Source organism: Hyphococcus luteus, from assembly GCF_002943565.1.
In the GTDB taxonomy this organism is placed as follows: domain Bacteria; phylum Pseudomonadota; class Alphaproteobacteria; order Caulobacterales; family Parvularculaceae; genus Hyphococcus; species Hyphococcus luteus.
This window is the reverse complement of the sequence record NZ_PJCH01000016.1, coordinates 137,128-144,572: the sequence shown is the minus strand read 5'-3', so window position 1 is coordinate 144,572 and position 7,445 is coordinate 137,128. Positions and strand designations below refer to the sequence as shown.

At 56.3% G+C, this 7,445-nt stretch carries 5 protein-coding genes; 3 read left to right on the top strand and 2 right to left on the bottom strand.

Going from position 1 to position 7,445, the window contains the following annotated elements; all coding sequences use genetic code 11:
• Positions 1–345: 345 nt before the first annotated feature.
• Both CW354_RS20475 and CW354_RS23880 read right to left on the bottom strand, forming a co-directional pair.
• The gene (locus tag CW354_RS20475; protein WP_133162402.1) at positions 346–2,220 is read right to left on the bottom strand and encodes an arylsulfatase; all 1,875 of its coding nucleotides are present in this window, start codon (positions 2,218–2,220) and stop codon (positions 346–348) included.
• On the bottom strand, positions 2,174–2,578 hold the full coding sequence (locus CW354_RS23880) for a flavin reductase family protein (protein ID WP_243396498.1): 405 nt from the start codon (positions 2,576–2,578) through the stop codon (positions 2,174–2,176). Before CW354_RS23880 ends, CW354_RS20475 begins: the two co-directional genes overlap by 47 nt.
• 443 nt (positions 2,579–3,021) lie before the next feature.
• On the opposite strand from CW354_RS23880, the gene CW354_RS20465 reads away from it, so the two are divergent.
• From CW354_RS20465 to CW354_RS20455, 3 genes are all read left to right on the top strand, one after another.
• Positions 3,022–4,197 carry an acyl-CoA dehydrogenase family protein gene (locus CW354_RS20465; RefSeq protein ID WP_104831958.1) on the top strand — a complete coding sequence of 392 codons (1,176 nt, stop codon included), beginning with the start codon at positions 3,022–3,024 and terminating at the stop codon, positions 4,195–4,197.
• 6 nt (positions 4,198–4,203) lie between these two features.
• A complete protein-coding gene (locus CW354_RS20460; protein WP_104831957.1) occupies positions 4,204–5,064 on the top strand; it encodes an SMP-30/gluconolactonase/LRE family protein in 861 nt (286 codons plus the stop codon).
• 63 nt (positions 5,065–5,127) lie between these two features.
• Positions 5,128–7,422 carry a TonB-dependent receptor gene (locus CW354_RS20455; protein WP_104831956.1) on the top strand — a complete coding sequence of 765 codons (2,295 nt, stop codon included), beginning with the start codon at positions 5,128–5,130 and terminating at the stop codon, positions 7,420–7,422.
• Positions 7,423–7,445: the final 23 nt, after the last annotated feature.

Sequence of the window (7,445 nt, the reverse complement as noted above, 5' to 3'; positions counted from 1 at the left end):
GCGTGCAGCTCTTCGCCGCGGATCCCGTGCCGCCGCGCAACCGCCGACATGGTCGCCCCCGGCAGGCGCGCCTCGTCGACGATCTTCAACTTCTCCGCCGCGCTCAACGCCCGCGGCTCGGCTTCGCTCGATGGCATGTGCAATGAGAAATCCCGAACCCGAATATGGACCCGATTATCGGCCCCGGTATCAAAGGATCAAGGCGGCCCTCGGCGTAGGCTTACCGAGGGATCCGTGACAGAGGGCGTCGTCAGCGCCTGCTGACGCGTTAAGATCGCCCGGGCGAGAGCTCCGCCGTCAAGGAATTATCTTTTCCATAGCGGCTCTTGGCGTGCCGCCAGAGCTTTAACGCGGTTTTTGTCTTCGCGCTCTTGGGGGCGCGCTTTCATCCCAGGCTTGCGCGTCGTCGGGAAGTTGCGTGCCCGACGGCGCCTCTTTCCACAATACAACATTGTTCTGCGCAGCATAAGTCTCCCAGCCATCGAGCATGTTCGCGAGTTCCTGCGGTCGAACCTCGGAAAGATCGAATGCTTCATTAGGATCGGCTTTAAGGTTGAATAATCGCCATCCATCTGCTCCGTCATACGGATCCCAGAGTAATTTCCAGTAGCCGCAGCGCAGCGCGCGCCACCCCATGAGCTCCCAACCGATGCAGCGGCCGGTGTTATTGCTTTTTACGGCAACATCAGATTCCGCCAGGAGATGGGCGAAGGATTGCCCGGATAACGCAGCTACCTTTCGGCCATCGAATTCCGGCGTTGGACGGGCGATTTTGGCGAGTTCGAGAACAGTCGGTGCGATGTCCAGGACTGAAACTGGGCGGCGCGCGTAAAACCCCTCGGCCGCGCTTCTCGAATAGTGGATAATCGCCGGAACTCGCACGCCGCCTTCCCGGGTTTGCCCTTTGGCTCCCGAAAATGGCGTCGCGCTCACCCACGCCCAACCGGGCGTGTTCCAAACATAAGACTTCGCCGATCCAATGGTGTCATAGCTCTGGTCGCAACACCCCGCGATCGATGAAAAGAGTTCTGGCCAATAGGTTTCGAACATCCCCGCCTCGGGTCCGTTGTCCGAAAGAAAGATGATCACCGTATTGTCGTACTCGCCGATCTTTTTAAGGTGGCTGATTATATCGCCCACATAGCGGTCGATGTCTGCAATCATCGCCGCATAGACCTCCATAAACTGCGCCTGGCGCGTTTTCTCATCCGCAGAAAGCGATTCCCATGACGCAAGCGACCCCGGTCTCGCCGATGCGTCGTGCATGAGATCTATCAAACCGAGTCTGCGCATTCTTTTCACGCGCTGCGCACGAATGACGTCATAACCGGCGTCGTATTTACCTGCGAATCGGGCGATCGACGATTTTGGTGCCTGAAGCGGCCAGTGCGGCGCCGTGTAAGCAAGATAAGCAAAAAACGGCTTATCGTCCCCGACATTTGCATCAATATATTCGATCAGTTTCTCTGTGTAGAAACGGGTTGAATAAAAATTCGCAGGCAGCGTCGCACGAGTCCCGTCTTCGAGATAGGCTGTCGCCTTGCGCGGATCATTAAGAGACTGGTTGCCGAGATGACCCGCGCCGCCGCGTAGCAGCGCATATGAGCGTTCAAACCCGCGCGCTTTAGGACCGTGCTCAGCGTCAAAGCCGAGATGCCATTTGCCCGCCATATAAGTGTGATAACCATTGGCGCGCAGGATTTCCGATATGCTCGCCACATTCTGATTTAGAAAGCCTTCATATCCTGGCGACCCGCGTCGCGGGTCCCCGTCAAGCGCTATCATCTCGGCCATATTGCCGAGACCGGCGACATGATTGTCGACGCCGGACAGCAGCATGGCGCGAGTCGGCGAGCAGGAGGGAGAAGCGTAGAAGTCGGTGAAGAGGATTCCGTCCCGCGCCAATGCGGAGATGTTCGGGGTCTTTATCTCCCCGCCGAAAGGTTCGAGGTCTGAATAACCGAGATCGTCTGCGAGGATAATCAAAATGTTTGGGCGTTCTGGCTCGGATCGGTCCGATGACTCCCGCTCACAACCTGTCAGGAAGCTGGCGAACGCCAAAATCAATCCGAACGGCTTAATCACGCGGAGCGTTCCCGCTTGCGCAGTCTGCGCTGTGCGCGATGCAATCTGGAACATGTGTTGTATGTGACGATGGTTTTTCAATGCGTGCTCAAGCGAGGACCGGGTCCAAACCCGTCTCGACATAGCGTCGATCAAGATATATCAACGGCGTTTTCGCGCCTTCTGTTGAGCGCGCAGACTCGACCGATGCCACAATGACCGTATGCGTCCCAAATGTCAGCGTTCTCGCAATACTGCAAAATATCGTTGCTTGCGCGTTCCGTAGATAGGGCGTCTGCAACGTGTCTGCGGCCCAGTCGAAATCGTCGAAGCGCGCTGCGCCAGTTTTCCGTCCTCCACAATCTTCTGCAATACGCTTTTGCGATCTGTCAAGAATATTGATTGCAAAATAACGCGCCGCGGTCAGCGGCGCCAAGAGAGACGCCGATCTGTTCACGCAGATCAGCATCGTCGGCGGTTCGAGGCAAACCTCTGTAACGGCGGTGGCGGTCATTGCGTAACGCTTTCCCGAATGCGCACAGGAAATCACCGTCACGCTTTTCGCGAAATAGCGCAATGCCGACTTTAACGTTTCTTCCGGGGCTGGGCTCACCGCTGGCGGTCGCTCGCAAGCCTCGCCCACGGCGGGCTGTTGGCGCCCTTTCGTTCGTCCGTCGCAGGGTATTTGAGGCGTACGACGCGTGTACGCTGACCGGTTGTGCGGCGCAAAATCGAGTGGGCTTGCGGCAGGCGCGGCGCCGCCGACGCTCAAACCGGCGCAATCGCACGCGCCATCGACTGTTTCCCATATGAACATCCACGCCTCCATATTCTTCGCGCCGCACCATTAAATTCCTGCACGACACCGCTTGACTTGAGTCTACCAAACGGTCAGGCTGACCAAATGGTAGGTTTAATATACGGAAGAATTGGTCGATTGCAACTGCGGGAGCGCGCATGGGATACGCAGAACTAAAAGTCGCGGCAGAAGGGTTGCGACCCTTGATTGAGGCAGAGGCCGATGAAGCCGAGCGCCTGACGCATCTGACAGATAAGACGGTAGAGGCGTTGCAGGCCGCTGGTTTGTATACGATGCTTTTGCCAAAAGAGCTCGGCGGCGAACAAGTTTCCTTTTCCGACGCGATTCGCATCATTGAAGACATCGCTTATGCAGACGGATCGGCCGGCTGGTGCACAATGGTCGCTGGTGTCGCCAGCAGCTCGGTCGGCGCCTTTATTCCGGATGCTGGTGCGGAACAGATTTACGGCGACGGCCCAAAACGAATAGTTGCTGGACAGGGCGTGCCGCGCGGCCTTGCGCAGCGTACGGACGGCGGCTTCATAATAGAAGGAAATTGGAGCTACGGCAGCGGAATCTATCATGCTGAAATTATTCACTCCGGCTGCACCGTGATGCGTGATGGACAACCGGAACGATACGATGACGGACGGCCTATCGTAATTCTGGCCCACTTCGATCGCGAGCATATCGATCTTGGCCACAACTGGGATGTTCTGGGGCTGCGAGGAACAGGCAGCTATGACTATTCAGTGAAGAATCTCTTCGTCCCGGACGATATGTGCTATGAATACGCGGCCACGGAACCGCTCCGCGGAGGCAATCAGTATTCGCTAGGTCTCGTCGGCTTCACATCTTTCGGTCATACAGCCTGGGCGATCGGAGTCGGCCGTCGTACGCTGGACGAACTTGCGGAAATCGCGCGCACAAAAGCCAATCCATTCGGCGTCATCGGCGATTCGGCGAGCTTTAAGGAAAAATACGCGCATGCCGAAGCGAAGTATCGATCGGCGCGAGCGTTCTGCTACGAAGCATGGGACGATTTAAGCGAAACTCTGCTCAAAGGGCGTCCGGCTACGAATGAACAAATTGCGCTCATTCGCCTCGCCATGCGCCATATTCACGATGTGATTTCGGAAAATGCTGTCTTCGCGCATATCAACGCTGGCGGCGCCAGCCTGCGCAAGAGCAGGTTGCAACGCTGTTTCCGGGACATTCACGCCGGCACTCAGCACGTTTTGCTTTCCGACCAGATCGTTCAGGCATGCGGACAAGTCCTCGAAGGCCGCGTCGGCGATAAAGCAAAATGGAACATTTTCGGCGTTCTTGAGTAACAGCCATTGAGGGAAATTCTGAAAACCATCTCCTGTCATACGATCGTTGACTCCCTCGTTTTCGGAGAGGCGCCAAGATGGCGCGACGGATTTCTTTGGGCGTCGGATATGTTTGGCGGACGGATCGTTCGCGTTGACGAGGCGGGACGCGTGGAAACGGTTCTTGAGACTGAGACGCCGTCCGGGCTTGGGTGGCTGCCGGACGGGCGGCTGGTCTTCGTTTCGATGAAGGCCTGCGAGTTGAAGGTCTTCGACGGCGTGCGCGCCAAGACCTATGCGGATTTGTCGGCGCTTTGCCCGAACAAGAGTCTGAACGACATGGTGGTTGACGCGAAAGGGGGCGCCTATGTGGGGAACACGGGGTGCAATCTTTTTGAAGCGCTCGATCCGCAGCCGACCAACCTCGTTTATGTGCATCGGGAGCAACTAAGAACCGTCGCGGACGATCTGATTTTCCCCAACGGCATGATCATAACTCCCGGCGGAGAAACGTTGATTGTCGCCGAGACGTTCGCTCATCGACTGACAGCATTTGACATAGAATCGGATGGCTCTTTATCGGGCCGACGCGTGTTCGCCGATCTTGGCGAAAGGACGCCGGACGGCATTTGTCTGGACGAACAAGGCGCCGTTTGGGTGTCGTCGTCTGAAACCGGCGAATTCGTGCGCGTCCTGGAAGGTGGCGAAGTTACTCATAAGATCGATAGCGACGCGTCGTTCGCGGCAGCTTGTGCGTTGGGCGGTGCGGGCAGAAAGAGGCTTTTCATGATGGCGACGCTCGCGACGCCGGCAGAGATTTTGAGCGGACGGTCGCGGGCGCGCATCGATGTGGCGCAAGTCGAAATTCCAGGAGCAGGACCGCCTTGATTTGCGAGCCTTCGCTCGGAAGGCTTTATTGAGGCGATAAGGAAAATAAAACGTAGGGAGGGAATGATGAGAACAACAATTTCGCTATTGGCCGGCGTGGCTGTTTGTGCAGTCGCGCAATCGACCGCCGGCGCTGCTGCGAGGGAGGCGGACGACGTTATCATTGTCACCGCTCAGAAGCGGGCGGAAGACATACAGTCCGTACCAATATCAATGCAAGCATTCACGAACGAGGAAATGTCTCGCCGAGGTTTAACGTCTTCGACCGAAATCTTAGGCCTTATTCCAAACGCTTCGACCAATATCGCCGCGGGAGACTCGCAGTTCAATTTTTATATTCGCGGAGTCGGCGACTCCAATTTTCACGTGAATTCGAATACGGCCATCGGGGTTTATGCGGACGAAGTGACCCTAAATTCACCGGTATCGTGGGCGTTTCCTCTTTTCGATCTTGAGAGGGTTGAGGTGCTGCGTGGGCCTCAGAACACTTTGTTCGGGCGCAATACCACCGGCGGCGCGATAAACTACATTTCCAAAAAGCCGATCATCGGAGATGGTGTTTCCGGTTTTGGGCGGTTTACTGGCGGCCGCTACGCTCAACTCGACATGGAAGGGGCTGTTAACCTGCCGATATCCGATGAAATGGCGGTGAGGGTCGCCGGCATGCTTAATTTGAGGGACGAAATCCAGGAGAACAAATTTCTCGGCGTGGAAGGCTTCAACAAAGAACGATACGCCGCACGCGCGCAATTTCTTTGGCGGCCGACCGATAGGTTTGAGGTGTTGTTGAACGGGCATTACGGCGCAAATCGCGGCAGCAATCACGCCGTAAAAACGATCGGCACGCGAGATCCGGCCGACCCGACCATGCCATGCGCGCTGCCCCCCGAAGAATGGGGACTCGGCCAGCCATGCGCCGACGCCGGAGGCTTTGTCGATAATGATGACGCGCTCGAAGTGTTCGCTAACATGCCGGACGCACGCAATGACATCGATTCATGGGGCGGTTTTGCAAACATCAGTTGGGATTTTGGGTTCGCCACGCTTACTTCCATTACAGCCTATGAAGATAACGAGCTGCGCCGCAGCAACGATGTCGACGGCGGTCCGCATGCATTTTTTGAGTTGCACCAATCTGTTGATGCGAAACAGTGGAGCCAGGAACTCAGATTGATGTCTCCGGATGACGCGGCGTTTCGCTGGATCATAGGCGGGCTCTATTTCGCGGAAGACGCAAAATGGGTGACTGCGGCGAGGACGACGGGATCGCCGCCTCCGGTCGGCGGGGCTTTGCCGGGATCGCCAGCGGCGGCTTTCACATTGGTGCCGACCACGATCATCGACCAGGATGATACTGCAGTCTCCATCTATGGTCAGTCGGACTGGGACATGACGGACAAGCTTACGTTAACGGTTGGCGGCCGCTACTCATGGGAGGAGAAAAGCGGGTTCAACGACACGCTGATCGGCCGGGGCGCGCAGTATCCATTCGGAACGTTTCTGGACGAAGCTGCTGTCAGGTTTGATCCTATCGCTCTGATTGCCAGCACGCCGCTTGAGGGGGACTGGGAAGAGTGGGGCGGTCGCGTCGCGTTATCCTATGACGTTTCCGACGACGCGATGCTTTTTGCGAACGTTTCGAGAGGTTTCAAGTCCGGCGGCTTCAGCGCCGCAGCGTTGCAGGCGATCATCGGCGAGGCTGCGCGCGCGGTCGATGAAGAAACATTGCTCACCTACGAAGGCGGCGTGAAAACCAGATCTCTCAACGGGCGTCTTCTCGCCAACGCTTCTGTATTTTATAATGACTGGAAGGATATGCAGATATTCAGCGTGCTTCTGGAAAACGGTCAAATTTTGCCGCTTCTGCTGAATATTCCTAAAGCCGCGAGCTGGGGCGCCGAACTGGAACTGCAATACGAACCTGTGGACGGCTTGATGTTTCAGGGCGCCGTCGGCTGGCTCGACACGGAAGTGAAAGATGCGACCAATCTGCCGACTATCAGCGAGGGGAATATGCTGCCTAATTCACCGCATTGGACGGCCAACGCACTCGTAAGAAAAGAATGGATATTGTCGGAGTCCTCGCTATTCGCCGCGCAATTCGATGTGGCCTATGTTGGCGATCAAACCTACGACATTGAAAATAAGCCTGAGTTCGAAGAGGAGCAACGGACGATCCTGAATGCGAGACTTTCTTACGTTATCGGAAATTTGGACTTCGGTCTTTGGGGCAAGAATTTAACCGGCAAGACTTATTGCGATAACGTTCAGGAATTGAGATCAAATACCGGCTCGATCAAATGCCTTCAAAATGACGGCGTGCCTATATTCGGCGGCGACGTGCGGGTCAGCTTCTAACGATTGGAGAACGACGTATGATT

What these genes read in the sequence shown, in the direction of transcription:
- CW354_RS23880 (WP_243396498.1), bottom strand. Translation starts at nt 2,578, where the DNA reads ATGACCGCCACCGCCGTTACAGAGGTTTGCCTCGAACCGCCGACGATG.
- CW354_RS20455 (WP_104831956.1), top strand. Translation starts at nt 5,128, where the DNA reads ATGATGAGAACAACAATTTCGCTATTGGCCGGCGTGGCTGTTTGTGCA.
- CW354_RS20465 (WP_104831958.1), top strand. Translation starts at nt 3,022, where the DNA reads ATGGGATACGCAGAACTAAAAGTCGCGGCAGAAGGGTTGCGACCCTTG.